The 26,448-nt window shown below is 42.3% G+C and carries 28 protein-coding genes; 22 read left to right on the top strand and 6 right to left on the bottom strand.

Annotation, left to right across the window (positions count from 1 at the left end; all coding sequences use genetic code 11):
* Nucleotides 1–21: 21 nt before the first annotated feature.
* Nucleotides 22–939, bottom strand: a complete 918-nt coding sequence (locus IGI88_RS16475) for a mechanosensitive ion channel family protein (RefSeq protein WP_005236101.1) — start codon at nucleotides 937–939, stop codon at nucleotides 22–24.
* Between the two features lie 146 nt (nucleotides 940–1,085).
* Nucleotides 1,086–1,841: an enoyl-ACP reductase FabI gene (gene fabI / locus IGI88_RS16470; protein ID WP_005236100.1), complete on the bottom strand. Its 756-nt coding sequence runs from the start codon at nucleotides 1,839–1,841 to the stop codon at nucleotides 1,086–1,088.
* A 206-nt stretch (nucleotides 1,842–2,047) separates the two neighbouring features.
* Here fabI and fabZ point away from each other — a divergent pair, with 206 nt between their 5' ends.
* Complete coding sequence (fabZ, locus tag IGI88_RS16465) at nucleotides 2,048–2,488, top strand: 3-hydroxyacyl-ACP dehydratase FabZ (RefSeq protein ID WP_005226178.1); 441 nt, start codon at nucleotides 2,048–2,050, stop codon at nucleotides 2,486–2,488.
* A 52-nt stretch (nucleotides 2,489–2,540) separates the two neighbouring features.
* Here the strand turns inward: fabZ and IGI88_RS16460 are convergent, their stop codons facing one another.
* The gene (locus IGI88_RS16460) at nucleotides 2,541–3,290 is read right to left on the bottom strand and encodes a peptidylprolyl isomerase (RefSeq protein ID WP_061054146.1); all 750 of its coding nucleotides are present in this window, start codon (nucleotides 3,288–3,290) and stop codon (nucleotides 2,541–2,543) included.
* Nucleotides 3,291–3,472: 182 nt separating this feature from the next.
* Here IGI88_RS16460 and IGI88_RS16455 point away from each other — a divergent pair, with 182 nt between their 5' ends.
* Both IGI88_RS16455 and IGI88_RS16450 read left to right on the top strand, forming a co-directional pair.
* The gene (locus IGI88_RS16455; protein WP_061054147.1) at nucleotides 3,473–4,564 is read left to right on the top strand and encodes a DUF871 domain-containing protein; all 1,092 of its coding nucleotides are present in this window, start codon (nucleotides 3,473–3,475) and stop codon (nucleotides 4,562–4,564) included.
* A 177-nt stretch (nucleotides 4,565–4,741) separates the two neighbouring features.
* Nucleotides 4,742–5,692, top strand: coding sequence for an alpha/beta hydrolase (locus IGI88_RS16450; RefSeq protein WP_087664158.1), 951 nt, complete (start codon nucleotides 4,742–4,744; stop codon nucleotides 5,690–5,692).
* 50 nt (nucleotides 5,693–5,742) lie between these two features.
* On the opposite strand, the gene gap is transcribed toward IGI88_RS16450, so the two are convergent.
* Nucleotides 5,743–6,753: a type I glyceraldehyde-3-phosphate dehydrogenase gene (gap, locus tag IGI88_RS16445; protein ID WP_429960809.1), complete on the bottom strand. Its 1,011-nt coding sequence runs from the start codon at nucleotides 6,751–6,753 to the stop codon at nucleotides 5,743–5,745.
* A 249-nt stretch (nucleotides 6,754–7,002) separates the two neighbouring features.
* Here gap and obgE point away from each other — a divergent pair, with 249 nt between their 5' ends.
* The 7 genes from obgE to IGI88_RS16410 all read left to right on the top strand — a co-directional run bounded on the left by obgE (nucleotide 7,003) and on the right by IGI88_RS16410 (nucleotide 14,295).
* Nucleotides 7,003–8,316 carry a GTPase ObgE gene (gene obgE, locus IGI88_RS16440; protein ID WP_042890376.1) on the top strand — a complete coding sequence of 438 codons (1,314 nt, stop codon included), beginning with the start codon at nucleotides 7,003–7,005 and terminating at the stop codon, nucleotides 8,314–8,316.
* Between the two features lie 180 nt (nucleotides 8,317–8,496).
* Nucleotides 8,497–9,060, top strand: a complete 564-nt coding sequence (locus IGI88_RS16435; RefSeq protein ID WP_196044327.1) for a DUF456 domain-containing protein — start codon at nucleotides 8,497–8,499, stop codon at nucleotides 9,058–9,060.
* An 84-nt stretch (nucleotides 9,061–9,144) separates the two neighbouring features.
* Nucleotides 9,145–10,101 (top strand): ribonuclease Z, encoded by a 957-nt coding sequence (rnz, locus tag IGI88_RS16430; RefSeq protein ID WP_196044328.1) that lies wholly within the window; start codon nucleotides 9,145–9,147, stop codon nucleotides 10,099–10,101.
* Nucleotides 10,085–10,873 carry an SDR family NAD(P)-dependent oxidoreductase gene (locus tag IGI88_RS16425; RefSeq protein ID WP_016612306.1) on the top strand — a complete coding sequence of 263 codons (789 nt, stop codon included), beginning with the start codon at nucleotides 10,085–10,087 and terminating at the stop codon, nucleotides 10,871–10,873. Before rnz ends, IGI88_RS16425 begins: the two co-directional genes overlap by 17 nt.
* 12 nt (nucleotides 10,874–10,885) lie before the next feature.
* The gene (locus IGI88_RS16420; protein ID WP_196044329.1) at nucleotides 10,886–11,323 is read left to right on the top strand and encodes a lipopolysaccharide assembly protein LapA domain-containing protein; all 438 of its coding nucleotides are present in this window, start codon (nucleotides 10,886–10,888) and stop codon (nucleotides 11,321–11,323) included.
* A 147-nt stretch (nucleotides 11,324–11,470) separates the two neighbouring features.
* On the top strand, nucleotides 11,471–13,771 hold the full coding sequence (gene recJ, locus IGI88_RS16415; protein ID WP_196044330.1) for a single-stranded-DNA-specific exonuclease RecJ: 2,301 nt from the start codon (nucleotides 11,471–11,473) through the stop codon (nucleotides 13,769–13,771).
* An 11-nt stretch (nucleotides 13,772–13,782) separates the two neighbouring features.
* Nucleotides 13,783–14,295, top strand: a complete 513-nt coding sequence (locus IGI88_RS16410; protein ID WP_429960808.1) for an adenine phosphoribosyltransferase — start codon at nucleotides 13,783–13,785, stop codon at nucleotides 14,293–14,295.
* Between the two features lie 75 nt (nucleotides 14,296–14,370).
* On the opposite strand, the gene IGI88_RS16405 is transcribed toward IGI88_RS16410, so the two are convergent.
* Together IGI88_RS16405 and lexA are read right to left on the bottom strand one after the other, a co-directional pair.
* On the bottom strand, nucleotides 14,371–14,583 hold the full coding sequence (locus tag IGI88_RS16405) for a hypothetical protein (RefSeq protein WP_005236082.1): 213 nt from the start codon (nucleotides 14,581–14,583) through the stop codon (nucleotides 14,371–14,373).
* A 128-nt stretch (nucleotides 14,584–14,711) separates the two neighbouring features.
* Complete coding sequence (gene lexA, locus IGI88_RS16400) at nucleotides 14,712–15,332, bottom strand: transcriptional repressor LexA (RefSeq protein WP_005226165.1); 621 nt, start codon at nucleotides 15,330–15,332, stop codon at nucleotides 14,712–14,714.
* Between the two features lie 136 nt (nucleotides 15,333–15,468).
* Between lexA and IGI88_RS16395 the strand changes: the two genes are divergently transcribed.
* The 12 genes from IGI88_RS16395 (at nucleotide 15,469) to IGI88_RS16340 (ending at nucleotide 26,447) form a co-directional block, all read left to right on the top strand.
* Nucleotides 15,469–15,708, top strand: coding sequence for a DUF896 family protein (locus IGI88_RS16395; RefSeq protein ID WP_005236078.1), 240 nt, complete (start codon nucleotides 15,469–15,471; stop codon nucleotides 15,706–15,708).
* Nucleotides 15,709–15,808: 100 nt separating this feature from the next.
* Nucleotides 15,809–17,806, top strand: a complete 1,998-nt coding sequence (tkt, locus tag IGI88_RS16390; RefSeq protein WP_194199752.1) for a transketolase — start codon at nucleotides 15,809–15,811, stop codon at nucleotides 17,804–17,806.
* A 372-nt stretch (nucleotides 17,807–18,178) separates the two neighbouring features.
* Nucleotides 18,179–19,048: a glucosaminidase domain-containing protein gene (locus IGI88_RS16385; RefSeq protein WP_016611726.1), complete on the top strand. Its 870-nt coding sequence runs from the start codon at nucleotides 18,179–18,181 to the stop codon at nucleotides 19,046–19,048.
* A 200-nt stretch (nucleotides 19,049–19,248) separates the two neighbouring features.
* Complete coding sequence (gene cysK, locus IGI88_RS16380; protein WP_005236064.1) at nucleotides 19,249–20,178, top strand: cysteine synthase A; 930 nt, start codon at nucleotides 19,249–19,251, stop codon at nucleotides 20,176–20,178.
* 167 nt (nucleotides 20,179–20,345) lie between these two features.
* Nucleotides 20,346–20,786 carry a Fur family transcriptional regulator gene (locus tag IGI88_RS16375; RefSeq protein WP_005226158.1) on the top strand — a complete coding sequence of 147 codons (441 nt, stop codon included), beginning with the start codon at nucleotides 20,346–20,348 and terminating at the stop codon, nucleotides 20,784–20,786.
* A complete protein-coding gene (locus tag IGI88_RS16370; protein WP_005236057.1) occupies nucleotides 20,783–21,169 on the top strand; it encodes a RidA family protein in 387 nt (128 codons plus the stop codon). Before IGI88_RS16375 ends, IGI88_RS16370 begins: the two co-directional genes overlap by 4 nt.
* A 111-nt stretch (nucleotides 21,170–21,280) precedes the next feature.
* Nucleotides 21,281–21,982: a DnaD domain protein gene (locus tag IGI88_RS16365; protein ID WP_016611727.1), complete on the top strand. Its 702-nt coding sequence runs from the start codon at nucleotides 21,281–21,283 to the stop codon at nucleotides 21,980–21,982.
* Nucleotides 21,983–22,006: 24 nt separating this feature from the next.
* Nucleotides 22,007–22,663, top strand: coding sequence for an endonuclease III (nth, locus tag IGI88_RS16360; protein WP_005236053.1), 657 nt, complete (start codon nucleotides 22,007–22,009; stop codon nucleotides 22,661–22,663).
* Nucleotides 22,664–23,258: 595 nt separating this feature from the next.
* On the top strand, nucleotides 23,259–23,633 hold the full coding sequence (locus IGI88_RS16355; protein ID WP_429960807.1) for an LPXTG cell wall anchor domain-containing protein: 375 nt from the start codon (nucleotides 23,259–23,261) through the stop codon (nucleotides 23,631–23,633).
* Nucleotides 23,634–23,647: 14 nt separating this feature from the next.
* A complete protein-coding gene (locus IGI88_RS16350; RefSeq protein ID WP_008379814.1) occupies nucleotides 23,648–24,451 on the top strand; it encodes a WxL domain-containing protein in 804 nt (267 codons plus the stop codon).
* 42 nt (nucleotides 24,452–24,493) lie between these two features.
* Complete coding sequence (locus IGI88_RS16345; protein WP_429960806.1) at nucleotides 24,494–25,306, top strand: WxL domain-containing protein; 813 nt, start codon at nucleotides 24,494–24,496, stop codon at nucleotides 25,304–25,306.
* A gap of 13 nt (nucleotides 25,307–25,319) precedes the next feature.
* A complete protein-coding gene (locus IGI88_RS16340) occupies nucleotides 25,320–26,447 on the top strand; it encodes a DUF916 and DUF3324 domain-containing protein (RefSeq protein ID WP_429960805.1) in 1,128 nt (375 codons plus the stop codon).
* Nucleotide 26,448: the final 1 nt, after the last annotated feature.

Genomic DNA, 26,448 nt, shown 5'->3' with positions numbered 1-26,448 from the left:
CCAGCTTCGGGATAACCTTTTTTAAATACCGACGATCGGCGCATTGGGGATCGTATAGCCTTTGGCAGTTAAAGCATCGATCGATGCGGCCAAAAATTCCTCTTTGATTTTCCATTGCGTACCGTTGGTCACATACATGGTCGTACGAATTGCAAAGTTGTTGTTCCCTAGATCCACTAAACCGAAGACCGTAGGGGCCGTTTGAATCTCTTCTTCATGCTGCTGAGCAATCTGTTCATTGACTTCTTCAATGATGGCACGTATTTCATCTAAGCCTTCAGATGGTAAGATACGTACGTCGACCACGACTTGCATATTGGCTCTTGATGTATTACTGATGGTCGTGATGTTACGATTTGGGATATAATGAACGGTTCCATCGACGGATTTTAATTGAACAGTCCGAATACCGACTGCCGTCACCGTACCTTCAAGCGTCAGATTGGTCAAGCGGACGTAATCACCAACATTGATTTGTTGCTCGGTAATAATAAAGAAACCAGTAATCAAGTCGTTCATAAAACCTTGGGCGCCTAAACCAAGTGCGACACCGACGACTCCAGCACCTGCTAATAGAGAGCCTACAGGTACGCCGATGGTTGAAAGGAGTGCATAGACAAAAAAGAAGCCTAATGTGTAATGAACCGTATTGCGGATCAAGGTATGGATCGTGTTGATTCGACTCACATTGAAACTGGCTTTTTTTTCATAGGAACGATAGATCCGATCGATGATCATATTGCTTATTTTCAATAAAATACCGAATAGGATACATAAAAAAAGCAACATCAATGCTTTTTGAATCAGTAGACCAATGATCGATTCCCAGTCGATGGACGCCCACCATTTTTGCAACGCATTGAGCTGAGCAGCTGCTGGTTCGGTAATGCTGGAACCACTTGAATCGGTCGTGCTAGCTGCGAGTAGCAGTTGTTTCATAAAATCCCTCCAAGTCTTACTGCATCTATTTTAACGAAGATAAAATAGAAATGCAAAGGAGGTTTTCTGAAATACCTGTTTTTTTCAGAAAAAGCCTGCTCAGCCAACGGGTAGGCAAACAGCAGACTTTCTATGACAATCATTGATTAAGATAAATGAACGCCTTTATCAACAAAAATCACTTCGCCGATAATCCCGCTTGATAAAGGACTGATCAAGAAGGCACAAGCATTGCCGACTTCTTCAATCGTCACTCCAATATGATCTGGTGTTCGATCCTCTGACAATTGGATCAGTTTTTGATAGTCTTTTACACCAGTTACTGCCAGCGTCTTGATGGCGCCAGCTGAAATCGCATTGACACGGATCTTTTGCGGTGAAAGTTCGGCAGCTAAATAGCGAACACTTGATTCCAAAGCAGCTTTCGCAATACCCATCATGTTGTAGTTTGGTACTGCCCGTTCGGCACCTAAGTAGGAAAGGGTAACGATTCCAGCATTTTCAGCTAAGATTGGTTTGGCATATTTAGTGACGGCAATCAATGAATAACTGCTGATGTCTTGCGCCAAAGCATAACCGTCACGAGAAATATTCAAAATATCGCCAGAGAGATCTTCTTTATTAGCATAAGCGACGGCATGGACGACACCATGGATCTCTCCAGCATATTCTTTGATTGTATCAAAAGCGGCAGCAATGCTTTCGTCATTAGCGACGTCACATTCCACTACAAATTCATCAGATTCCAATAAGCGCTCTAATGGCTTCTTCATGCGGTCGTTTTGATACGTGTAGATCACTTCGGCTCCTTGTGCTTTTAATGCTTGTGCACAGCCCCAAGCGATACTGCGTTTGTTGGCAACGCCCATGACGACAACTTTTTTACCGGTTAAAAAACTCATAATTCCACTCCTTAATAAATTCAACAATAATAAAATACGTATAATGACAAATAGTAAATCAAACTATCTTGATTTCTAATTATTAAGCATAATTGTTTGATTGTCAAACTATTTTTTTCTTAATAAATATTTAGTTGCGAATTCCGTTGAACTATGATACTTTGATAATCAAACTATAATAAATTCTTAAGCAAGGAAGGGAAACCATGAAAAAACTATTGACTGAAACAGAAGTCATGGATTTGATTCCAAATCGCTACCCAATTATATATATTGATTATGTCGATGAAATCGAGTCTGGCAAAAAGATTATCGCAACGAAAAATGTTACCATCAACGAAGACTTTTTCCAAGGTCATTTTCCGGGAAATCCAGTAATGCCGGGTGCCTTGATTTTAGAAACATTGGCACAAGCAGGATCGATCCTGATCTTGAAATCCGAGGAATTCCAAGGTAGAACGGCGTATATCGGCGGCATCAACAAAGCCAAATTCCGTCAAAAAGTTGTTCCGGGAGATACTATGAAACTTGTTTTTGAGATCACCAAAATCAAAGGCTCCGTTGGAACTGCTGATGCGGTAGCGACAGTGGATGGCAAAAAAGCTGCTGAGTGCGAATTTACCTTTATCGTAGGCGACCAAAAGTAAAAGAAAACCGCTGAAATTCCCGAGTATCGGAGACTTCAGCGGTTTTTTTTATTTATTCTTTGGCTTCTTGTAAGACCTTGATCGTTTCGATCTTCACTGGCTCAACCGGTTGAGAATTCTCACCATTGCCAGAGTCTTGGGTTTCTGCTTGCGCAATTTTATCTACGACATCCATGCCTTCGATCACTTGACCAAATACGGTATAGCTACCGTCCAATCGTGGTGTTCCACCATTTTTGTAGGCTTCGATGATTTTTTCAGGATAGTGTTGGATCGCTAGACCGTCGGATACATCTTGATCATTTTGAACGATGTAGAATTGACTGCCTTGGCTGTTTGGCGCACTTGATTTTGCCATTGCCAATGCGCCTCGCAAGTGATAAAGCTGGTTCGAGTATTCTTCGCCGAATCCTTCACCCCAAATGCTTTCTCCGCCAGTCCCATCACCATTAGGGTCGCCCCCTTGGATCATAAACTCTTCTACGACACGATGGAAAGTCAAGCCGTCATAATAACCATCTTTGGCATGGGTCAAAAAGTTTTCGACTGCTTTGGGCGCGATCTCTGGGAAAAGTTTGATTTTGATCGAGCCTTCTTCCGTCACCATTTCAACTAAGGCTTCATTCTCTTGCACATCCGTTGATAATTGCGGCAATTCCAGGGCATTCAAGTCAACGGATTCTGAGTTTGACGTGCTTTCTGCCGAATTGCTTGATGAGGGATCGGTGGTACTTGAACCTGTACAAGCAGCTAATAATAAAAGGCTAGCAGCTGCTGTCAGTGTGAATAGGATTTTTTTCATTCTTTCATTCCTTCCAGTTTTCTTAATGATAATCATAACAAAAAAGAGACATAGAAGAAAGCGCAGATTTTGTGGAATGAGAAAGAAACAGGTGGAAAGGTGTAGACCACTTTTTAGATGTTTGCTATAATGAAAGAGGATTCATTATAATAAACGGATAGAATTTACAGGAGGTTTTTTTGATGGGAAAATTAGGGATATCGATTTATCCAGAGCGCTCAACGTTTGAAAAGGACAAAGCGTATTTAGACTTGGCACACAAATACGGCTTTAAACGGGTATTTACCAGTTTGCTGCAAATCAACGATGACAAAGAAAAAGTCTTGGCAGACTTTAAACAAGTCGTGGATTATGCCAATCAGTTAGAAATGGAAGTCATGGTAGATATCAATCCTGGTTTATTCGAACAGCTAGGTATTTCTTATGATGATTTATCCTTCTTTGATGAGATGGGGGCTTACGGTGTTCGGTTAGATATTGGTTTTACTGGTTCAGAAGAAGCCAAAATGACGCGTAATCCTTACGGGATCAAAATCGAAATCAATATGAGCAGTGGTACGAGCTACGTGGATAACATCATGAGTTATTCACCTAATACTGAAAATTTACTAGGCTCGCATAACTTCTATCCTCATCGCTATTCCGGGTTAGGCTACGACCATTTCGTTTTTTGTTCGGAAAAATTCCGCAAATACAATTTAAATACGATGGCTTTCGTGAATTCTCACGAAGCTGATTTCGGTCCATGGCCAACACAAGATGGTTTATGCTCTTTGGAAGATCATCGTGATCTGCCACTAGCTACGCAAGTCAAACATTTAGTGTTGACGGGTTTGATCGATGATATCTCTGTTGGAAATGCCTATGCTTCAGAAGCAGAATTGGCAGCAATGGCTGAAGCGTTTCACGCGGATTATCCGACATTAAGAGTCGATGTCGTTGACGGAATCACTGAAGATGAACGAATTTGTCTCTTCGATAATCTGCACAGCTATCGAGGAGATCGTTCGGAATACATCTTGCGTTCAACGATGACGCGGATCTATTATAAAGACAAGGAATTTCCACCTCATGATACCCGTGATATGGTAAGAGGGGATGTCTTGATCGATAATGCTGGCTATGGACAATACAAAGGGGAGACGCAAATCGCCTTGAAAGCAATGAAAAATGATGGTCGAGTCAATGTCGTTGGTAAGATCGCTGATGAGGAACTATTCTTATTAGAATTTTTGAAACCTTGGTCAAGTTTTAAATTGGTCGAAAATAACTAATTACCACGAAAATCAACCATTGCCAACAAAGATTGTTGGCAATGGTTTTCTTTTTGGGCGCTTGCGATTGACAAACATGAGCAAAAAACGGTAATTTATGTAGTGGGTTCTTTCCTTGAGGAATGATGAAACCATAATAATATTATGTAAACTATATAACAAGAGGACGTGACAAGTGTGAAATTGCGCTGGAAGATTGCCATCGGAGTGGCTGTATTAGCAATTGCGGGGTTAGGGTATGCAGGAAACTATTTTTATGATTATGCGGTGGTTCCTTCAGAAAAAGATTTTTTGGAAGGAGATACCCCTGGTACGGATGAAAATCAGACGGGAAATGAATCGCAAAATTGGTTTACAGATCCAGCAAATCGTGAGATGTGGCAGCTAACTTCTGAAGATGATTTAAAATTATCCGCCATTTATCTACCGGCGGAGGAGAAGAATCGTGGGAAAACGGCGATCATCGCGCATGGCTATATGGGGAACGCAGAAACGATGGCGGACTACGCTAAGATGTATCATGATTTAGGCTATAATGTCTTGGTTCCAGACGCTCGAGGGCATGGTCAAAGCGAAGGAGATTATATTGGTTTTGGGTGGCACGAACGTAAGGATTATCTGCAATGGATCGATGAAGTACTCGCAAAAAATGGTCCTGAAGAAACGATCACTTTGTATGGCATCAGTATGGGGGCTGCCACGGTAATGATGACCAGTGGGGAAGACTTGCCGAAAAATGTCACTTCTATCATTGAAGATTGTGGGTATACCAACGTCAATGAAGAATTGGGTTATCAACTCGATCAATTGTTTGGTCTACCGGCCTTTCCATTGATGAATGTCACTAGTCTTGTCACAAAAATCCGAGCGGGGTATTTCTTCGGTGAAGCAGATGCAGTCAAACAACTGCAAAAGAATACGCGTCCGATCTTTTTTATCCATGGCGATGCGGATACGTTTGTTCCTTATTCGATGCTGGATATTTTGTATAACGCGACCGATGCACCAAAAGAAAAGTGGGTTGTTTCAGGTGCCGAGCATGCGAAAAGCTACAAAACAGATCCAGACCTTTATAAAGAAAACATTGCAGCTTTTTTGGACAAATACGATCATCCAGCAAGTGAATAAAAAAGTGCCGGTTCTAAAAAAGAACCGGCACTTTTTGCTTGACCTTTAGCTTATAAACGAGCAAATTCTTCTAGCAAGCGAATCATTTGGCAAGTAAAGCCGTATTCATTATCATACCAAGCGACGGTTTTCACCAGTTGGAAATCGCCAGTAGTGGTTACTTCTGTTTGTGTCGGATCAAAGATAGACCCTTGAGTGGTACCAATCACATCTCCAGAGACGATTTCACGGTCATCGTAACCGAATGACGGATTATCGACGGTGTGTTTTCTGATCGCTTCATTGACTTCATCGGCGGTTACTTTGGTTTTCAAAATTGAGACTAACTCTGTTAAAGAACCATCGACGACCGGAACCCGTTGGGCGTGGCCTTGTAATTTGCCATTTAATTCTGGAATAACTAGACCGATTGCTTTGGCGGCACCCGTTGAGTGAGGGATCGTGTTATCAGCAGCGGAACGAGCGGCTCTTAAGTTTCCGCCTTTTACAGGACCATCCAATAGCATTTGAGTAGAAGTATACGCATGAACCGTCGTCATCGTACCAACTTCGATCCCGAATTCCTCATTTAAAAAGTAGGCCATTGGAGCTAAGCAGTTGGTCGTACAAGAACCTGCGGATATGATAGTATCATCCGGTGTTAACGTGTCTGAGTTGACATTGTAAACGATCGTTTTCATATTACCAGCTGGTGCGGAGATAACGACTCGTTTGACACCTGCATCAAGATGGGCCTGGGCTTTTTCTGCGGAAGTGTAAAAACCCGTACATTCTAATACGATATCGACGCCATTTTCTTTTGCCCAGGGGATTTTGCTTGCGTCTGGTTCAGCGTACACTCTGGTCTCTTTGCCATCGACAACGATAGCATTATCCGTTGCAGTAACAGTTCCAGGGTACGTGCCGTGGGTCGAGTCAAATTGCAATAGATGTGCTAACATTACGGGGCTTGTTAAATCATTGATTGCCACAACTTCAATATCGGCAGAAACTTCTCTGATCCTACGAAAAGCTAAACGTCCAATTCGTCCAAAACCATTGATTCCAACTTTTACTGTCATTTCTTGTTTCCTCCTTTGATTGTGTACTGGTACACTTAAAAGTTTGCTACGATTTCCTGTGACTGTCAAAGAATAACCCTTAAGAATTCGCGATTTCTTACGGAAACCCATGAGAAAAGATAGACAAAAGGCGTTTCGGTCGTTACAATAAAATAGACTTTCTTATTAGAGAAATAGTAACCACTTAAAGTGAGATAACTGATAATCAAAAAGTATAGAAGGTAGTAAAAAAAGAATGGAGGACAAATAATGTCCATGTTTTTAGATCAAGTGACAATCGATGTCAAAGCAGGAAAAGGCGGCGACGGAATGGTTGCTTTTCGCCGAGAGAAATATGTCCCAGACGGCGGACCCGCAGGTGGGGACGGGGGACGTGGCGGTGATGTCATTTTAGTCGTAGACGAAGGTTTGCGTACATTAATGGATTTCCGCTTTAATCGTCATTTTAAAGCGCAACCCGGGGAAAATGGCATGAGTAAAGGAATGCACGGCCGTGGCTCAGATGATACTTACATCAAAGTACCTCAAGGCACCACCGTTCGTGATGCTGAAACAGGTGCCTTATTAGGTGATTTGATTGAGCAAGGTCAAACATTAGTAATCGCAAAAGGCGGGCGGGGCGGCCGTGGGAACATTCGGTTTGCTTCTCCAAAAAATCCAGCCCCAGAATTAGCTGAGAACGGTGAACCCGGTCAAGAAAGAAAAATCGAGCTCGAATTAAAAGTCTTAGCAGATGTTGGTTTAGTTGGTTTCCCTTCGGTTGGGAAGTCCACATTACTCTCTGTGATTTCCTCTGCTCGGCCAAAAATCGGCGCGTATCATTTTACAACACTGGTGCCAAATTTAGGCATGGTAACGACCACTGATGGTCGTAGTTTTGCAGTAGCCGATCTGCCTGGCTTGATCGAAGGTGCTTCGCAAGGTGTTGGTTTAGGGACTCAGTTTTTACGTCATATCGAACGGACGCGGGTCATTTTACATGTGATCGATATGAGCGGCATGGAAGGGCGCGATCCATATGAAGACTATTTATCCATCAACAATGAATTGTCGACCCATAACTTGCGCTTACTAGAGCGCCCACAGATCATCGTTGCCAATAAGATGGATATGCCGGATGCTGAAGAAAACCTAGCCCTTTTCAAAGAGCAGCTGGCAAAAGAAAAAACGGATGAGTTCGCGGATGAACCAATGATTTTCCCAATCTCTGGTGTCACTCGTAAGGGAATCGATGCCTTGCTGAATGCGACAGCGGATCTATTGGAAGTCACTCCTGAGTTCCTCTTGTACGATGAAGAAATCGAAGAAGATGTGGTTCATTACGGCTTCCAATCGGATGAACCGGAGTTTGCAATCGATCGCGATCCTGATGCAACTTGGATCTTGAGCGGTGAGAAAATCGAAAAACTATTCCAAATGACGAACTTTGATCACGATGAGACTGTGATGCGTTTTGCTCGTCAATTACGTGGATTGGGTGTCGATGAAGCATTGCGTGCGAGAGGTGCCAAAGACGGTGATATTGTGCGTATCGGTAATTTTGAATTTGAGTTTGTCGAATAAGCGTTTAAAAGAACATCATTTTTTTTAAAAAATCCTTCATAGTTGAATTGGTTTTGACTGCCGATCATTGATTTTCTCTAAGAAATCAATGATCAGCAGTCTTTTTGGTTTCTTTTTTCATTTAAATGATTTACTGTTAAAATAAAGAAAAGAACAAATAAACCAAAGGGAGCGATTTTTATGTCAAAACGAGTCATTGTAATGAACTTTGATGCTAGTGCCAAAGCGTATCAAGCCTTTTCTGAAGTGAAACGGATGCATATGGAACGAAAGATCAAAGGAGAGCAAATGGCGGTTCTTACCCACACCAATGAAGGCGTGCATCAATTTAAAGTCGAGGATTTTCTTGATTTTACTGGAAACAATAAGACATCAACTGGTGGTTTGATTGGGATGCTCGTTGGTGTGTTAGGTGGGCCTTTGGGAATCATGCTGGGCTGGTTTGGCGGTAGTATGATCGGTGCTACTCGTGACGCAAAAGAGATCCAAAATGCGCAAATGCTCTTCGAACACGTCGGAAACCAAATTGGTGTAGGCGATACGGGGTTATTATTGATTGCCGATGAAGAGGACAATCGTCCTTTGAACCAACTGATCATGAATGAATTAGGCGGTGACATCACTCGTTTTGACTACGATGATGTTGAGGCAGAGATCGAGACGGCCAAAAAAGTCGAAGAATCCACCAAGGCACGTGTTCAAGAGGATTGGAAAAATTCCCATAACGATGAATCCGATAGCTAATCCGAGAAATAAAAACCGCAAGCTTCAATTGCAACTTGATTTCTTTTCCGCTAAAATTGGAAAGAGATGAAAGGAAAGAAGCTTATGGAATTAGAATTTTTAGGAACAGGTGCTGGAGTGCCTGCGAAACATCGAAACGTGACCAGCACTGCGTTACGATTATTAGATGAACGCAATGCCGTTTGGCTTTTTGATTGTGGCGAAGGGACACAAATGCAGATCTTGCATTCTACGATTAGACCGAGAAAGATTGAAAAAATCTTTATTACCCATCTTCATGGTGATCATATTTATGGATTGCCAGGATTGATCAGCAGCCGCTCCTTTCAAGGCGGAGACACACCTCTAGAGATTTATGGACCCAAGGGGATCAAAGCATACATTCAAACCGTTTTGCGGATTTCTCAGACGAAAGTCAGCTATCCATTGCATTTTTTTGAGATTGAAGAAGAAGGGGTTCTTTTTAAAGATCAGCAATTTGAAGTATCTTGTCTGCGCCTTGATCACGGGATTGATAGTTTTGGCTATCGTATTGTCGAAGCAAGCCATCAAGGGGAGTTGCAAGTGCAAGCATTGCTTGAACTTGGGCTGAAACCTGGTCCTGTCTTCGGACGTTTGAAAAAAGGTGAAGTAGTTACCCTCGATGATGGTCGTCAAATCAATGGAGCTGATTTTTTAGGTCAAGCCAAAAAAGGACGGATCGTGACAATATTAGGTGACACCCGTAAATGTCAAAACGCCGTGCTTTTAGCGAAAGATGCGGATGTTTTGGTACATGAAAGTACCTTCAACAAAGAAGAAGCCAAGTTGGCTCGCGCTTATTTTCATTCGACGACGCGACAAGCTGCTGAAGTTGCCCAAGAAGCTCACGCCAAGCGTTTGCTATTGACCCATATCAGCGCGCGCTATGTTGGCAAAGATATTACAAATTTAGTAAATGAAGCAAAAGAAGTATTTCCGAATACGTTGATCGTCAAAGATTTTGATATTGTCGAGATCCCTTTTGCCGGAGAGGAAGAATCAGATGAACTTGGAGAATAAAGTTGTCGTTGTAACAGGTGGTTCTGCCGGACTTGGAGAACAAATCTGTTATGAAGCCGCAAAACGTGGTGCGATCGTCGTGACTTGTGCCCGGAGGACGAATTTGATCGGAAAAGTCAAAGAACAATGTATGGAATTAAGCGGCAAAGAAGCGTATGCGTTTCAATTGGACGTAGCAAATCCTGAAAGCGTGGAGCGCTTATTAGAAAAAATCAGTGAGAAAGTCGGAAAGATCGATGTCTTTGTCAATAATGCTGGCTACGGGATCTTTCAAGAGTTTACAGAGATGGATCCTGCGGTCATCCGTAATATGTTTGAAGTCAATGTACTTGGGATGATGGTTTTGACTCAGCAAGTTGCGATTCAAATGGCTGAACAAAAGCATGGTCATATCATAAACGTTGCTTCAATTGCGGGTAAGATAGCTACGCCGAAGACCGCAGTTTACTCTGCAACGAAATTTGCTGTACTTGGTTTTTCTAACGCCTTACGTTTAGAACTAAAACCACTGGGGATTAACGTAACAACGGTCAACCCAGGGCCGATCGAAACGGCATTCTTTGACCAAGCAGATCCTAGCGGTAGTTACTTATCATCGGTGGGCAGCCTTGTCCTTGAACCAAACAAATTGGCACAAACGATCGTCAAAGCCATGATTCATCCAAAACGAGAAATCAATCGCCCACATATTTTAGGGGCGGCAGCAAAACTGTATACACTGTTTCCTGCAATCGGGGATTATATGGCAGGAACGATGTTCAACAAAAAATAGGAGTTGAAACCCATGAAAAATCAATGGCGTGTTATCGTTGGTATTTTACTGATTTTAGTGATCGTTTTATTTGCGGTTGCAAACAATATGACTGTTCCGATCAATTTTGGCTTCACAACGATTCAATCGCCACTGATCTTAGTCATTATTGGTTCTGCTTTGTTAGGCGCATTGATTTTGTTGCTGGTTTCCACAAGTGCAATGTTCCGTCAAAAAAAAGAACTAAAACAATTGAGAAAAGAGCTCTCGGATTATCGCACGAATAACGAGAAAGTTCTGCAAGATGAACGAGAAGCCTTGGAAAGAGAATATATCAACAAGCAGGCGGAGTTAGCAGCTAGGCAGCAACAACTCGACGATCAAGAAGCGGAACTTTCGTCACGTGCTGCAGGCGCCTCAACGCCGCCAACGATTGATGAAGAAATGAAGTCTTTTGAATCGCAAGCCTAGAATACATGAGAGCAATTAAGAAAAGAGTTTGCCGGCGCATCGTTCGCTGCAAGCTCTTTTTTGTGACATGAAAAAATAAATTGTTTCTTTCGTTGTTTTTCCTTTTTACATAAACTTTGCTATAATAACCTAGTTAGGAGTGATTTGGTGAAACGTGCAAATTTTCATTGGGTGCGACCGCAAGATAGCGAAGCTACCCCTGTATTTAAAGAATTGATCCAAGCAAGAAAGATTCCTGAGCGCATCGGCGCGTTGCTATGGCAAAGAAATATTCGAACAGCAGAAGCGCTAGACGCTTTTTTATCAACGGATCTGCAATACCTTCATGATCCGTTTCTCTTTCATGATATGGATAAGGCCGTGGAACGGATCCATGAAGCCATTTTAAATGGTGAGCGGATCTTGATTTATGGCGACTATGACGCAGATGGGATTACGAGCACCACCGTATTAAAAGAAACACTGGAGTTGCTAGGGGCTGAAGCTGAATATTATCTGCCCAATCGCTTTTCAGATGGGTATGGTCCCAACATAACTGTCTATAAAGATAAAATTGCGGCAGGGACGCAATTGATCATCACCGTTGATAATGGGGTATCTGGACATGAGGCAATTGCTTATGCTCAAGGGCAAGGGGTCGATGTGATCGTGACGGATCACCATGAACTTCCCGCAGAACTCCCAGAAGCCTTTGCCATCGTTCATCCCCGTCACCCTGAAGGAAACTATCCGTTTGGTGATTTAGCGGGAGTCGGTGTCGCATTTAAAGTGGCTTGTGCCCTATTAGAAGAAGTGCCCGTCGAACTGCTGGACCTTGTTGCAATTGGGACGATTGCTGATATGGTTTCTTTGACAGATGAGAATCGACTACTAGTCAGCAATGGCCTGAAAATGATCCAACAAACTGATCGGCTTGGTTTGAATGAGTTGTTGACGGTCAGTGGGTTGAAAAAACGAACAGTCAACGAAACCGATATTGGTTTTGCTGTTGGCCCCCGCCTCAATGCAATTGGTCGGTTGGAAGATCCTAATCCTGCTGTTCGTTTGTTAACCACATTTGATGAAGAAGAAGCAGTAACCTTAGCCAAGACATTAGATACGATCAATCAGCAGCGAAAAACTTTCGTTGAAGAAATCATGAAAGAAGCGCAAGAAAAAATCGACCCTGCCAATCATGTTCATCTGGTCGTAGGTGATAACTGGCACGAAGGGGTTTTAGGAATCGTAGCTGGACGTATCATGCAAAGTACCGGACAGCCCGTGATCGTTTTGACCAAAAAAGAAAATGGGTTAGCAAAAGGGTCAGGTAGAAGTGTCGCTGCGTTGAATCTATTTGAAATGTTGGCTACGATGAAAGACATGTTTACCAGTTTTGGTGGTCATCATGCGGCGGTCGGCTTAAGTATCCCGATTGATCATTTGGACATGCTACAAGCTCAGATGAATCGCTATGTGGAAGAAAATGGAATTGATCTTAGTCAGGGAATCCCCTTAGCGATCGATGAGGAACTGCCATTGGCGGAAGTATCGATCAACTTTATTGAGTCTTTAAACGTTTTAGCGCCTTTCGGAACGGACAATCCGTTACCGAAATTTCTGTTTTCCAATTTATCGACTCAAAATGCCCGCCAGATTGGTACCGAAAACCAGCACTTGAAGTTAGTGATGACAGATGAGTCCAATCTACAGCTAGATGTGATTGGCTTTGGTTTTGGAAAAGACTCAGTAGAGTTTGAAAATGATCGACTATCGATCGTCGGTCAGCTTTCAATCAATGAATGGAATGGCAACAAAAAACCGCAGCTGATGTTGGATGACTTTGCAGTGGAAGGGCTGCAGTTGTTTGATTATCGTTCGAAAAGGAGTCGGCAAGGTGTCTCTCTGGGAAATGAAACATTAGGGGTCGTTTTCAATAAGAAACTGCCTCGAGAGCTGCAAGGATTTTGTGGACAAACGATCTTATTCGACTCGGTGGCTGCTGTGAAAGATACATTTTGTGCTGGTCCGTTCCAAGAGATCGCGTTTTTAGATTGTCCTGCTGATTCTGCTGTGATCAAAGAGGTCGTTCAAGCGCTTCATGCTTCAAGAATTGCGTTTGTGTTTTACTCGACGGAAGATGCCTATTTAGACGGGGTAGGCACCAGAGAGCAATATGGTCGGCTTTTTCAATTGATCAAGCAGCAGCCTCGTTTGGATATTCGCTACAAATTAAAGATGGTCGCTAACTATCTAAAAATTCCAGAAAAATTACTTATTTTTATGATTCAGGTGTTTTCTGAGCTGGAATTTGTTACAATACAAGATGGTGTTTTGAATAAAACGGCTGATCCTGTTTCTCGTCCGCTGACAGAGAGTCATTTGTATCAGCAACGACAAAAAATGATCAAAACAGAAGAATTTTTATTAATGAGTGATTTATCAACCCTACGTCAGTGGTTGACAGTCTAGGAGGAAAAAAAATGGATTTAAAAGAGTATATTGCTAGTATTCCGGATTATCCCCAAGAGGGAATTATTTTTCGGGACATCTCGCCGTTAATGGCTGATGGAGAAGCGTATCGTTATGCGACACAGCAGATCGTTGAGTATGCACAAGAAAAGGGCATCGATATGGTGGTAGGACCAGAAGCCCGCGGATTTATCGTTGGTTGTCCAGTTGCGTACCAGTTAGGTGTCGGCTTTGCCCCAGTACGTAAAAAAGGCAAATTGCCACGGGAAACCATTGAAGCAGAGTATGAAAAAGAGTATGGCGTGGATGTTTTGACGGTGCATGCCGATGCTATCAAACCAGGACAACGTGTCTTGATTTGTGACGATCTACTAGCAACTGGTGGAACGATCAAAGCAACGATTGAACTCGTAGAAAAACTAGGCGGTATCGTTGTGGGCTGTGCCTTTTTGATCGAACTAATGGATTTACATGGAAGAGACAAAATCCAAGGTGTTGAAATCAAGACGTTAATGGAATACTAAAAAAGAAGAAACAAAAAAGGACTCGCAGGAGTCCTTTTTTGTTTCTTCTGCCTTATGGCGTATGTAGGGGAAGGATCATGGTTCGTAACGATAAAAATCATGATCGTGATAATAATGGCGGTTACGTTTGCGCTCTGCTTGGCGGAATTTCTTTTCATCCCAAAGCATGAACCAAAGCATCATTAGAGGGCAAAAAATCAGAACAGCACTTAAAACGCCAAAATAGCCAATAACAATTCCCATCAATAATACCCACAACATAAAACCAAATCGACGAACTGCTTTCATCTCATTCACTCCTTAAATAATACGAACTTATGTTTGTATACTTATTATACGAATGTTTGTTCGCTTTGTAAAGAGGAAAGAAAAAAATCTTCGTAAAAACGAAGATTTCCTAGTCAGCTCGTTGAGCATCAAAGCAGATGTCGATACAACCCAACAACCAATCCTAAAATCGTTACGTCAGGCAAAATGATTGGTTCTAAGTAATCATTTTCCGGTTGTAAACGAATGTAATTCTTTTCTTTATAGAATCGTTTGCAAGTAGCTTCATCTTCATCTGTCATAGCGATCACAATATCACCATTTTGCGCACTTTGTTGTTTGCGAACGATCACTTGATCGCCGTCAAGGATGCCAGCATTGATCATACTTTCTCCTCGGATCGTCAACATAAACAAACTACCGGTACTATTTGCTAAATCTGGCGGAATCGGAAAGAAATCGGATGCATCTTCCACTGCTAAAATCGGTTCTCCCGCAGTTACGACACCAAGCATCGGAATGGATGCTGGCTGAACATCGATTTTTTCAAGACCGGAAGCAGTTAATTCAATGGCTCTGGGTTTTGTAGGATCTCGTAAGATCAACCCCTTTTTTTCAAGTCGGGACAAATGGCCATGAACAGTTGAGGTAGAAGATAACTGAACGGCTTCGCCAATTTCGCGAACAGTCGGCGGATAGCCTTTTTCAGTGACACGGGTATGAATGAACTTAAGAATTTCGATTTGTCGATTTTCTGTTCGTTTTGCCAAAACTGACACCTTCTTTCATTTGATAACATTAGTGTACCATAGGTATATCGAATATTCAAACAAATGTTCGCTTTTTACACTATTGTTTTTATTCGCTAGTTTGTAGTAAAATCAAGAGGGAAAAGGAGGAACGAATATGCTATCTCAAGAAAAATTAGCTCGAATCAATGAACTTGCCAACAAGAAAAAAACAGAGGGATTGACTGAGGCAGAAACGAACGAACAAAAAGTTCTACGTGACGAGTATTTAACCGCCTTTCGTGGAGGAATGCGTCACCATATCGAAGGAATGAAGATCGTTGATCCTGAAGGTGCTGATGTGACACCAGAGAAATTAAAAGAGATTCAAAAGAAAAAAGGTCTCCACGGCAGATAATTGTGAATTCCTTTTCATTGCTATTGAAATAAGCATCTGGATCACGTATAATAAAAGATGTAATAAAGGTAAAAAAAACCTAAATTAGGAGGAACTACCATTGTTTGATAAAATCGATCAATTAGGAGTGAACACCCTTCGTACATTAAGTATCGAAGCCGTACAAAAAGCCAATTCAGGACATCCAGGATTACCGATGGGGGCAGCACCCATGGCCTATGCCTTGTGGACCAAACACTTGAAAGTCAATCCAACGACTTCTCGCAACTGGGTGGATCGTGACCGCTTTGTTTTGTCTGCTGGACACGGTTCGGCGCTATTGTACAGCTTGTTGCATGTGTCTGGTTACGATGTGACCATTGAGGATCTAAAAAACTTCCGTCAATGGGATAGCCGCACGCCAGGACATCCAGAAGTCGATCACACAGACGGCGTGGAAGCAACCACTGGACCTTTAGGACAAGGGATCGCCATGGCAGTCGGTATGGCAATGGCCGAAGCCCACTTGGCTGCAACCTACAATCGCGACAAGTATCAAGTCATCGATCACTATACCTATGCCTTATGTGGCGATGGGGATTTGATGGAAGGTGTTTCGCAAGAAGCTGCATCCATGGCGGGTCACATGAAATTAGACAAACTGATCGTCTTGTACGATTCAAACGACATTTCCCTAGATGGTCCGACCTCAAAAGCTTTTACAGAAAATGTCGGTGCGCGTTTTGAGGCGTATGGCTGGCAACACATTCTCGTTGAAGACGGCAATGATTTAGAAGCGATCTCAAAAGCGATCGACGAAGCAAAAGCTGAAAGCGACAAACCAACCTTGATCGAAATCAAGACTGTGATCGGATACGGTGCGCCAAATCAAGGCACCTCTGCTGTTCATGGTGCGCCGATCGGTGCCGAAGGCATTTCTGCAGCTAAAGCGATTTATGGTTGGGAATACCCAGAATTTACCGTACCTGAAGAAGTTGCCGCGCGCTTCAAAGAAACCATGATCGATGAAGGGCAAAAAGCTGAAGCAGCTTGGAACGAAACCTTCCGTGCCTATGAAGCAACCTACCCAGAACTTGCGGCGCAATTCAAACAAGCCTTTGCGGGTGAATTGCCAGCAGATTGGGATGCAACATTACCAAGCTACGAAGTTGGCAGCTCACAAGCTAGCCGGGTTTCTAGCAAAGAGATGATCCAAGCCTTATCCAAAGCCGTCCCTAGTCTCTGGGGTGGATCGGCTGACCTTTCTGGCTCCAACAACACGATGGTGGCAGCAGAAAAAGACTTTGAACCTGGCCAATACGAAGGCCGCAACATTTGGTTTGGTGTCCGAGAATTTGCGATGGCGGCAGCGATGAACGGCATCCAATTGCATGGCGGTACACGAATCTATGGCGGAACCTTCTTCGTCTTCGTTGATTACTTGCGTCCAGCGGTGCGCTTGTCTGCGATCCAGCATGCACCTGTGATCTATGTCTTGACGCATGACTCCGTGGCGGTGGGAGAAGATGGACCGACGCATGAGCCAATCGAGCAATTAGCTAGCGTCCGTTGCATGCCAAATGTCCAAGTGATTCGTCCAGCAGACGGCAATGAAACCCGTGCTGCTTGGAAACTGGCTATGACAACAACGGATAAACCAACGGTCTTAGTCTTAAGCCGACAAAACCTACCAGTGATCGAAGGCACGCAAACTGGTGCGGATGAAAATGTCGCAAAAGGTGGCTATGTGATTTCAAAACAAGCCGGTGAAACACCAGCGGGGATTTTGATCGCCACAGGTTCTGAAGTGAATCTTGCGGTTCAAGCACAAGCTAAATTGGCAGAAGAAGGCATCGATGTATCGGTGGTCTCCTTACCAAGCTTTGATTTGTTTGAAGCACAAAGTTCAGAATACAAAGAAAGCGTCTTGCCAAAAGCAGTGAAGAAACGGGTAGCGATTGAAGCGGCTTCCCCATTTGGTTGGGAACGTTACACCGGTTGTCATGGAAAAGTGATCGCGATCGATCACTTCGGTGCATCAGCACCTGGCGACAAAGTATTAGCAGAATTCGGCTTTAGTGTTGAAAATGTTGTGAATACTTTTAAATCAATCGATTAATTGATCGACAATCAATCAAAGCTAGCACGTTCGAGAATCTTTTCGATTTTCGAGCGTGTTTTTTTCGAGTACTGCTCACTCTGAAAGTGCCAGAGTGACTTATTTAAGGTAGTAGTGGCTAAGATTTCTGAAAAATGGTTTCACCACAAGATATAGACTCTTTTAAATAGTAAGAGAGAAGCAATACAATCCCATTCTAATAGTTTTTTTAAAAACTTCTCAGTAATTAACAAACTGAGAGGGATGTCCAGAAAGTTTTTTAAAAGTCTTTTGTCGGGTCAAAAGTGAACATTGTTTGCACTGCTAGGCATTTTTCCGTATAATAGCTGTATTGATTTATTTGAAAAAACGTACAGTTACTGGAGGAAAAAGATGGGAAGTTATCAAACAAGAAGTGAAAGACATCATCAACCAAAGAAGACGATGAAAAGACCTAGTAAAAAGGCGGTGGTCTCTTTGATGGGTGCAGGAATGATGTTAGCGCCAATGACGGTCACTTTCGTTCCTCAACAGGTACAAGCTGCTGAGAATCAATATGCGACGCAGGACATCTCAGGGTTCATCGAACAAATTGGCTGGTCAGCACAAGATGTTGCTGCCAACAATGATCTATATGCTTCTGTGATGATCGCTCAAGCGATTTTGGAAAGCGGCTATGGTTCTTCCGCATTATCCAATGCCCCCTATTACAATTTATTTGGGGTCAAAGGCAGTTACAACGGACAAAGTGTGTATATGCCTACCCAAGAGTATTTGAATGGTCAGTGGGTAGAGATGAATGAACCGTTTCGTCAATATAACTCTTATTGGGAATCGTTTCAGGATCATGCGAACGTCTTGCGAAGTACAAGTTTCGCGACAGGGACTGCTCATTACAGTGGTGTCTGGAAAAGCCAAACAACCTCATTTTATGATGCAACGAATTACTTGACGGGACGTTATGCTACCGATCCAGGTTACGCACAAAAACTGAACTGGTTGATCGAAACCTATCAGCTTACACGGTTCGATACAGGAACGACACAAAATACAGCCTGGACAAACACAACTAGCACAACGACCAGCGAAACAACGACGACCACGTATTCAGGTAGTACATCTTCAGCACAGAGCTATCAAGTTGCTTCTGGGGATACGCTTTGGGATATCGCCAACCGATTTGGCACAACCGTTGATGCGTTGATGGCATCGAATGGATTATCCAGTGAGATCATCGTTATCGGACAAGAGTTGATCGTATAAGTAAGTTAAAAACCTTAAGATGGATTGCTACAATTGCAGCCAATCTTAAGGTTTTTTTGACGTGGCAATCAAACTCTGGTCAGTGGAAATAGAACAAAGTATAAAACTATATGAAAAAAAATTTGAAATTGCTTACTTTTTATTCGCAACTCCGAGGTATTTTAGGTAGAATGGAAGAATAAGAACGGGAGGGATTTTCAATGACAAAAATCTATCAATCGGTCAATGAATTAGTTGGTCATACGCCAATCGTCAAATTAAATCATATCGTAGAAGAAGGTTCTGCTGATGTGTATGTGAAATTAGAGTTTTTCAATCCTGGGGGTAGCGTAAAGGACAGAATTGCTTTAGCCATGATTGAAAAAGCCGAAAAAAGCGGCTTATTGAAAGCCGGCGATACGATTATCGAGCCAACCTCAGGAAATACGGGGATCGGTTTAGCCATGATCGGTACGGCAAAAGGCTATCGGGTTGTGTTGGTTATGCCAGAAACGATGAGTATCGAAAGACGGAAAATCGTACAAGCTTATGGTGCAGAGTTGATTTTGACGCCTGGGTCTGAAGGGATCACAGGATCCATTAACAAAGCAAAAGAATTAGCGGAGCAAGACGGCTACTATATGCCATTACAATTTGAAAATCCAGCTAACCCAGAAATTCATGAAAAAACGACAGGAAAAGAAATTGAGGATGCATTTGAATCAAAAGGTTTAGATGCTTTTGTCGCTGGAATCGGCACTGGTGGAACGATCACTGGAGCGGGCAAAGAACTGAAGCGCGTCTATCCTAATTTGAAAATAGTTGGTGTTGAGCCTGCTGAATCTGCGATTTTAGAAGGTGGTAAGCCAGGACCGCATAAGATTCAAGGGATCGGTACTGGATTTGTCCCTAAAGTATTAGATACCGAAATTTATGATCAAGTCATTGCAATTGCCAGTGACGATGCGATGAAAACTGCACGGCAAGTTGGGATGAAAGAAGGGATTTTAGTTGGAATCTCTTCAGGGGCTGCGATCCAAGCTGCTTTACAGGTAGCAAAAGAACTAGGCAAAGGCAAAAAAGTTTTAGCAATCGTGCCTGACAATGGCGAACGTTATTTGTCCACAGCACTGTATCAGTTTGAAGACTAACAATCGAGAGAAAGCAGGCATTGAAATGTCTGCTTTTCTTTCTCGAAAAAAGGGGACGGAAGCGGGCTGAAAAAAGCGTTTTGCCTTTGAAAAAATAAGGAAAGCTGTTTGAATTTTTAGGTTTTACATAGTATGATAGGTGAGATAAGAGAAATGGAGGAACTCCTGTGAGTACGATCTACGATGAAGCGATCAAACGATTAAAACATGAAAATATTCGTATTACACCGCAGCGAGTAGCGATATTAGAGTTTTTAGCCAGTCACGATGCCCATCCGACCGCTGAAGAGATTTATCGAGCGATTGAAGTTCATTTTCCTGGTATTAGTGTCGCAACGGTATACAATAACTTACGTTTATTCACAGAAATTGGCTTTGTAAAAGAAATGAATTATGGAGATGCCTCCAGTCGTTTTGATTTTACAACGGAGCCTCATTATCATGCTATCTGCCAAAAGTGTGGAAAGATCGCTGATTTTTACTATCCAGGATTGGAAGATGTCGAAATGGCGGCTTCGAAATTAACTGGGTATCAAATAAATAACCATCGACTAGAAGTTTATGGTCTATGTCCCGAATGCCAAGTGAAAGAGGAGGAAACAAAATGAAGATAATTTCTACAGATCAAGCACCACAAGCAATCGGTCCTTATGTTCAAGCAAAAATCGCAAACGGCTTTTTGTTTGCTTCTGGTCAAGTGCCATTAGATCCTGTTTCGGGGGAAGTTGTCGGTACGACGATTGAAGTACAGACTCAGCAAGTATTGAAAAATATCAACGCGATTCTTGAAGCGGCGGAACTTACGCCAGATGACATCGTTAAGACGACATGTTTTTTAAAAAATATGAATGATTTCGTTCCTTTCAATAATACCTATAGCACATTGTTCAATGAAGAGTTACCTGCACGTTCTGCTGTAGAAGTTGCCCGCTTGCCAAAAGATGTTTTGGTTGAAGTTGAGATCATCGCAGCAGTCAAAGAAAAAGCGTAACCAAGAATGAATCGTGGGACGTCCGCCTTTGCGTCGTCCCCTTTTTATTGGATCGATCTTGGACCAAAGGATCATAGAGTTTCAGGTGAATCAAGGAGAAGAGGATACAGTATGGTTTCGTTAAAGGACTATTTAGCAAAAGGGCAAACAACGATATCAAATTTGCTTTTAGAAAATTACCATCATCTTGGATTGACAAATGACGAATTTTTGTTATGGCTGCAGTTGTATCGCAGTCATGAGCAAGGAAATGATTTCCCCGATTTACGTGAGATTGCCTCTGTGATGGGGAGTGATCAAAAAGAAATTTACCATTGGTTAAATCAATTACTTAAAAAAGATGTATTGCGAATGGAATCAAAAAAAGATGCTGCCGGAAAAATGGTTGATTATTATGATTTCACAGGAATCTATGACCGTTTAGAATTTCTCTTGACACAGCAATCGAAAAATGAGGCAGTAGAATCAAATGAAGAAAAAATCCGTGGGTTATATCGCTTGTTTGAAGGCGAGTTTGGTCGGCCATTGTCAGCAATCGAATACCAGCGGATCGGGCAGTGGTTGGATGAGGACCATTACGATCCGGAACTGATTCAGTTTGCTTTGCGAGAAGCGGTTTTGAATCAGGCTTATAGCTTAAATTACATCGATCGTATCTTACTTTCTTGGGAACGTAAGAATATCACGTCGAAAGCGCAAGTTGAGGAAGAACAAAAAAGAAGAAAAAAACAATTTCTTCAAAATGAGAGTATTTCACAGGAAGAAGGGCCAATGCCTAAAATCCCTATGCATAATTGGTTAGAAGGAGAGTAATAGACAAGGAGTTCAAATAGTCCTATGATCAGCAAAGAAAAAACTATGATCGCCATCGAAACAATGTACGAGATGTTTCCCGAAGCGCATGGTGAATTAGTATCCAAAAATGCGTTTGAATTATTGATCGCAGTCATTTTAAGTGCGCAAGCAACAGATGTCTCGGTAAATAAAGTCACCCCGGCACTTTTTGAGGCTTATCCTACACCGCAAGCTTTGAGCGAAGCACCTTTAGAAGATGTGATTGCAAAAATCAAGTCGATCGGTCTGTATCGAAACAAGGCAAAAAATATCAAAGCTTGTGCTTCGGAACTATTGCTACGTTTTGGTGGTGAAGTGCCGAAAACAAGAGAAGATTTGGTTTCTTTGCCAGGTGTCGGCAGAAAAACTGCGAATGTGGTACTTGGTGATGCCTATGGGATACCGGCAATCGCTGTCGATACCCACGTCGAACGGGTGTCAAAAAGATTGCGCATTTGTAAATTAGATGCCAATGTACTAGAAGTTGAACAAACGTTGATGAAAAAGATTCCCGAACCATTATGGGTCAAAACCCACCATACGATGATTTTCTTTGGCCGTTATCATTGTACCGCGAGGGCGCCAAAGTGTGAGATTTGCCCGTTGTTGGCGATGTGCCAAGAAGGAAAGCTTCGCATGAAGGGGAAGAAAACCATTTAATGGTGAACATAGACCAAAAGTATCTAGGATCAAGACGCTAAGCGAAATCGCTTAGCGTTTTTTTTTGCACAAATTGATAAAAAAACAGGTAATTAACGTAATACCCTTTATTAAAGCCCTTTCAAGTAACTGGAAAAACATAAGCTTACTGAATTTTTTTGATTACACCACTCAAAATCAGGTGTTTTTTCACAAATAGATCGTGTGAGGGGTGATGCTCGATGCGAAATGAACCTTCCAATACGCCTTTTTTTTGAAACTATTTGTAAGCTTAGTATGATGGGCTTCTTTCGCAAAATTTTTACCCTTTCTTTTTATAAAAATGCTTATTTTTGGTCAATAAAAAGGAATATTAATAAGAAAATTCACCCATTGGTGAAAAATAATATTTCAAATCTGTGAAAATCATCAGTATAGTGAACTTTGTCAAAAGTTATAAGTCTTTCTCTGCTATTTTACGAATGACAGAAAAAGCGTTGCACAGTTCAAATGATTCTAAAACGATCTCAAAATCATTTTTGTTAACGGGTCTTTGGCAAACGCTGTTTTGAAAAGATCACTTATAAGACGTGGCAAGTATAGAGGAGGAGGGAGAATGAAAGGAGAAAAGGTATGGAAATTAGTTCGTATGGTTCTGTTTTGCACTCTTTTTTATGGGATAACTATTTCTACGGCAGCGGTGAATGCTCAGGAAGTGCAGTCGGTTGAAAAAGAAAGCTCTGTGCTCTTTACCGGTGTTTATGAGCCTATTGGGCAACCCGAACCAGCACCGCCAGCAGGCCCTACAGAGAATATATCGCCACCAAACAAGGTAGCAAAACCAGGTGGTATTTTACCAAAGACCAACGAGACAAGAACTTACGGCGTAATCTATCTTGGATTACTGCTTGTACTGGTTGTATTGTATGTGCAATATACCAAACATCGATCAAAATTTGTGATGGTTAAAAAGAAAAGACAAATAATTTGAAAGCAGGGATGAATTTGAAATTCGTACGATTTGCATCGGCAGCTGTTTTAGCTGCAACTTTATTTACTATTAGCGCGGAAGCCTTCGCTACTGAGAGTGTAACAAACCATGATACAGAAGGGAAAGTTCTCTTTGTACCAAACGATAGCGAAGCGACAGTAGTTCAACCACCAAATCCTGGTCCTAATGGTCCAGATGTAGAGATCAATCCAGTCGGCCCGGAAGGACAAACGGGACCATTGACCATTGCTTACGCACCTACGCTTAATTTCGGTGAGCAAGTGATTTCTAATACCGATCAAGAATATAAGCTAGTGGCTGAATTACACAAGCTAAAAGACGCGGAAGATAGTGAAGAAAGAGTTCCTTATGTTTCATTTGCCCAAGTCCAAGATACGCGTGGGACAAATGCTGGTTGGGATTTAAAAGTTTCCTTAAGTGCTTTTGAATCAGGAACACAGAATAATGAACTGACTGGAGCAAGAATTCGTTTTAATTCGCCAAAATTGGAATATAACGGAAGCAACCAAGAAAATGAGCCACAAATTCATGCGGATGGATTGATTTTAGATGCTACAAATAGTGAACGTTCGGTTCTGACCGCTGCTCAAACAAAAGGTGCTGGCGTATCGTCAGTCGTTTGGGGCGATCAGGAAGAAATCAATCGACAAGTAGAAGCAGGTGCAGAGGTTGTTGAAAATGCTGGAATTGAGTTACTTGTTCCTGGATCAACAGCAAAAGACGCTGCTCTTTATGAAGCAACTCTTACTTGGACTTTGGCTGCAACAGCTGGACCGGACGGAGAAACGGTTCAGTAACTTGGTTTTGTACTGAATAAAAAAAGAAAGAAGGAACTAGAAATGAAAAAGATTCGTTTAGCTACGGTCGCTGTATTATCCACCACTTTACTAGCAGGAGGCGTTCAAGCCTTTGCCCAATCTTCATTAGAAACGATTACCGATAACGTTGTAGGGTTTACCTCAGACGGAAGCGATCTAACAGTGGTACAACCGCCAGTCGTGCACCCAGAAGTAGAAACAATCGAACCAACACCGCCAGGACAAACGGGCCCATTTACCATTGCTTATGCACCACAAACATTCGATTTTGGTCAGAATGCTATTTCTACCAGTGATCGTTGGTATTCAATCGTTGCTGATGAGCGTAATTTGGCTGATCAATCAGGGACGACACCGTACGTATCGTTTGCCCAAGTGCAAGATACCCGAGGAACGCATGCTGGTTGGACATTAAATGTTAGTCTAACTGATTTTACTTCTGAATCAGGAGATGTCTTGACTGGGGCAAAAATCAAGTTGGCAAACCCTGAAATCGTGTTCAACAAAGGCGAGGGTGATCGAGACTTACAGCCAAGTGCCGTTATCAATAATGAAGAACAAAATGCGTTGATCCTAGATGTCAACGATCAAGACATTCCTGTCATGCGTGCTTCGGTCGGTCAAGGCGCGGGCGCTTCATCGATTTACTGGGGAGATCAGGAAAAATTGACGGAACAAAATCTTAATAAACAAGAAGGCGAAATTATCAGAAATGATGATATTCAACTATTTGTACCAGGCTCTACCACGCAGCTAGCAACTAACTATACTGCTGAAATGACATGGACGCTAACTGCTTCTGTTGATAGTGGCGGCGAAACAGTAAATCCGTAAGAAGGATCATAGCTTGCAACAAGAAACAACTGGCAGGAATAGTAAATTATTCCTGCCTTTTTTGGAAGGAGAACCACTTTTGACTGAACAACGTATGAGAATGAAATGGATAAAAACGGTTACCTGTGCGGTCATCCTACTATCATTCTTTTTTTCACCAAGAATGAGCTATGCTCAGACAGAATCAGAATTAAACTTTTATGTGACGCCTATCTTACCGGAAAGTCAGCTGGAAGGAGGGGCGTTGGGGTATTTCGATTTAAATCTTGGGGCAGGAGAACGTGATGAATTGGCTTTAGAGATCGAAAATGGTTCTGATCAAGCGATCGAAATAGAAATTTCTGCCCATACGGCATTTACGAATGTGAATGGTGTTGTGGAATATGGCAGGGATGCAGAATCCCCTGATCCGACTTTACCTGCATCAATTGATGAACTGGTAGAGGTGCCTGAAACCGTATTGTTCGATCCATTAGAAAAACGAATCATTTCTTTACCGATTACGATGCCAGAAGAGGAATTCAAAGGGGTTTTGGCAGGTGGCATTCGAATCAAAGAGGTTATTTCGGAAGAGGAGCAAACACAATCTGCTGAAGAAGGATTAGGCATTCGGAATGCATTTTCCTATGTCATTGGTGTGGTAGTAAGCAACAATCGGTCCGCAACGGATCCGGGATTGGAACTGCTTGATGTTTTTGCCGATCAAGTAAACTACCGAAACGTATATAGTGCTGTTATCCAAAATTATACAGCAACATTTGTCAATCAATTGGAAGTAACAGCTGAAATTCGTTCTGTTGGTGGTGAGACGATCTTATATGAAACAAGTCAATCATCTATGCAAATGGCTCCTAATTCACATATGCATTTCCCAATTCCCTTGGATGGCGATCGTTTTCGTAATGGGGAGTATGTATTGAATCTTACTGCGCGGTCAGGAGAGGAAGAGTGGTCTTGGGAACAGATATTTAGCGTAGAGGCAGAAGATGCTCGCCGCTTAAATGAACTCGATGTCACTGTAGATACGTCACTCAATTGGTGGATGATCGCCACGGCTGGTCTAATCAGCTTGCTTCTAATTATTGCGATCATCCTAATTGTTCATAAGAAAAAAAATGCAAAGGAAGGTGGGAAAAGTTGAA

The organism is Enterococcus sp. AZ179 (assembly GCF_050498885.1).
Taxonomy (GTDB): Bacteria; Bacillota; Bacilli; order Lactobacillales; family Enterococcaceae; genus Enterococcus_D; species Enterococcus_D entomosocium.
Note: the sequence above shows the minus strand (reverse complement) of the source record. Positions and strands in the feature narration are given on the sequence as shown.